Source organism: Weissella sp. DD23 (genome assembly GCF_001579105.1).
GTDB classification, from domain to species: Bacteria; Bacillota; Bacilli; order Lactobacillales; family Lactobacillaceae; genus Weissella; species Weissella cibaria.
Map to the genome: position 1 here is coordinate 92295 of NZ_KQ970390.1, position 3100 is coordinate 95394.

Below are 3100 nucleotides of genomic sequence, written 5' to 3' on the forward strand. Positions count from 1 at the left end.
CATCAGTTCCTTTAGATTTGGTTTGGCGACTTTAGTCTACATCAGGAAACTGGTGTTTTTCTTTTTGCAATTAAGAATTAAACACAAAAAGGTGTTGATGGAATTTCTTCCACCAACACCAGAAAGTATAGAGCCGTTTAAAAAGGGGAAACTTATTTTTTTCTGCTCAGTGTGTTGCCGGTGAACCTTAAATTTTGAAATAGCAAAATGTTTTGACCGCTCATAAGGTTGAACTACCTAATAATAGTAAATGTTCACAGGGATGTGAAAATAAAATATTTTTCATGAGGTATGAGTAATGAAGACGAAGTCACTTCTAAGTAGTGTTGCCGTGTTGGCAACGATGGTGGGGATTGGGATGCCAGCAATGGCAGTTAGTGATGACAACGTAACGTTGCCTGCAGCAACTAGCACAACAGAAAACAGCGCAAGCGGGTCTGTATCAGGGGTTTCAGATGCGATTGTGCAAGTTGAGCAAGGTTACTTGACTCTAGATGCTGTGCCAGACATGAATTTTGGGATGGCCGCACAAACAAAGACAGCTAACGAAAACTTGCCTTTGATTAATAACGCCGGTTTGATTGATGACAATGGTAACGATTCAGGCTTGTTAAAGGTGACTGATTCACGTACGGCTGCAGCGTCAAACGATGATAATAAGACGCCAATGGCTGCCGAAACAACGACGATGCCTTGGCAATTGACGGCCACATTGGGTGATTTTTCATCAACTGATGGTGCCACGTTAACTTCTTCAAAGGATTGGGCAATTCACTTGAACCAAACTAGTGGAAAGAACACAGATGGTCACATGCCAGCGATTTACCAACCTAAGTTGATGTCAGGCGACAACACACAACACCGAGTGATGCAATCAGCACAAGGTACGGGCTACGGTAGCACAACAGTTTATTACAGCAAGGCTAAAGACGCTGCCCTAGATATGGGCGCTAATGTGCCAGAAGGTAAGTACTCAGCACCAATTACGTGGACGTTGAATGCGACTCCTGATGCATCAGTAAACTAAAAACGATACTGTTTTTGGAGCCTTGCAAGGGGCTCCTTTTTCGTTGAGAGGAATGAAAAATGAAGATTGGTAAGCACTTTTTTGGGAGTGTGATTGGTGCCGGATTAGTGACAGTAGCACTAAGCGGCGGCCCAGTCAGCGCGGCGGCAACATCGAATATTGGTATTTCGCCGGTATATCCCGACAATCAAATTACCGCAAACGGCATTTTTGACTTGAAAGTGCAACCAGGCCAGGCGGAAACGCTAAAACTAAAGATTGCGAATCTTTCTCACGAGACCCAAAAACTGATTGTGCAACCGACTACGGCCTACACCAACGATGCTGGAACGATGGCATTGGATCATGTGACGGTACCTAAAAATAAGTCTCGCCAGGTGGATTTTCGCAGGCTGGTCGCGAAACGTGATCGGAAACAGGTCGTGACTGTACCGGCTGGTGAAATTACCATGGTCGAGATGCCAATCAAGGTGCCCGGTAAGGCCTTCGATGGGATTGTTGTCGGTGGGGTACTGGTGAAGAGTGATGACCAAGCATCACCCTTTGCAAAGAAAGGGGTCTCAGTTAAAAATAAGTTTGCCTATGCCATGGGCGTTGTCTTGAAGGAGTCTGATCAGACAGCTGTGCCGAAGTTAACGCTGGGTAAGATACAACCTAAAATCGTTGGCAATGACATTAAGATTAAGACCGTCTATAAAAATGATAAACCGGCCATCATTAGTGATATGACCCTGCATGCCAAAATTACTAATCGACAAACTGGTCAAGTGATGGGAAAGACAGCTGATACTGGTATGAGTGTCGCACCAAATTCAGCGTTTAACTACGCTAATAATTGGCATGTACACAAAATCAAACCCGGCAGCTATCATTACCACGCAACGATTACGGCCGCAAATGGGCAACATTGGCAATTTGACAAAAACTTTAAGGTTGGCGTGGCCGGGTCTTTCGTTATGAATCAACACTATAATCCATGGCTATCATATGTGATTATCGGTATTTTGGTACTGTTGTTGATCATTATGATTGCGGTCATTATTTATAAGCGGCTGAAGCGAGAACAAGAGAAAAGATTTGCGCGTCAACTAACGAAGGAAGATTAGCTATGAAGAATAAAGGAATGATCATTCTTTTTCTAATTGGGTTGTCGATTTTAACGGTTTTTATGTGTAACCATTATGTATTCTCGGAAACCTATCAGCATTCGGATGCGACAGTTGCGGTCAAACCACTCAGTGAGCCGGCACACCATCATGATCAAGCTGATCAGGCGACAACGGAGAATGGTAGTCGTCAAAAACCAGCGCAATCGGCGAATGACATTAGTGAGACTGCTGATGAAGAAGACTCGGCACCAATAGTGGTTGTGGCTGAGGATCAGTTGCCTGATACCGGGTTAAATCCGCAGAAATGGGTCACGATATTGGGTGGCATACTATTAGGTGTTACTGGCTGGCTCGGTTACACAATTTGGCAAGACAAGCATTTAGATGAAAATTAAAATTTTTATTCCGTGAAAAACACCGTGTAATTAAATTTCGCATTAGTTTTAACATATTAATCGAATATATAGATATTTATATGTAATAAACTTTCGGGGATGACAAGGAGTGGGTTTTAGAGAAACAACTACAGCAACCGTTGCAGCTGTTCAAAATTATTTGGAAAGCTGACAACACGTATATTGGTTTAAATGATGTCATGAGCCAGACAGGTTGGACGCCGTATATGGTTAATCGGGTCTTAACGGATGTCAGTGATATTTATCATAGTATGACGGCGCTTTATAGTGGCGTGTTGCTGTCAGAAGGCAATATTCTTAATATCGCGAATTTGCAAAAGGTGCAGTATACAGATTTAATGGCGTATTTGTTTAAACGGTCGTTAGCGGTGAGTATTTTGATCGACATTTTCTTTGAACGAGTCACCTCGAATGAGGGAATCGCCCAACGGTATGCGTCCAGTAAGAACACGATTCAGCAAATGAAAAATGACTTAAATCGGAAGTTGGAAACCATTGGGTTATCAATTAGCAAGGATTACAAGATTGTCGGTAATGAACGGACAATT

General features: G+C 42.9%; 4 protein-coding genes. All 4 read left to right on the forward strand.

Annotated elements, in window-relative coordinates:
- Window positions 1-298: 298 nt before the first annotated feature.
- Window positions 299-1027 carry a WxL domain-containing protein gene (locus tag WEIDD23_RS00440; RefSeq protein WP_062358621.1) on the forward strand — a complete coding sequence of 243 codons (729 nt, stop codon included), beginning with the start codon at window positions 299-301 and terminating at the stop codon, window positions 1025-1027.
- A 59-nt stretch (window positions 1028-1086) separates the two neighbouring features.
- On the forward strand, window positions 1087-2133 hold the full coding sequence (locus WEIDD23_RS00445) for a WxLIP family cell surface protein (protein ID WP_062358622.1): 1047 nt from the start codon (window positions 1087-1089) through the stop codon (window positions 2131-2133).
- A 2-nt stretch (window positions 2134-2135) separates the two neighbouring features.
- A complete protein-coding gene (locus tag WEIDD23_RS00450) occupies window positions 2136-2531 on the forward strand; it encodes an LPXTG cell wall anchor domain-containing protein (RefSeq protein ID WP_062358624.1) in 396 nt (131 codons plus the stop codon).
- Window positions 2532-2758: 227 nt separating this feature from the next.
- On the forward strand, window positions 2759-3100 hold a 342-nt coding region (locus tag WEIDD23_RS12650), incomplete at its 3' end, for a helix-turn-helix domain-containing protein (RefSeq protein WP_207644194.1).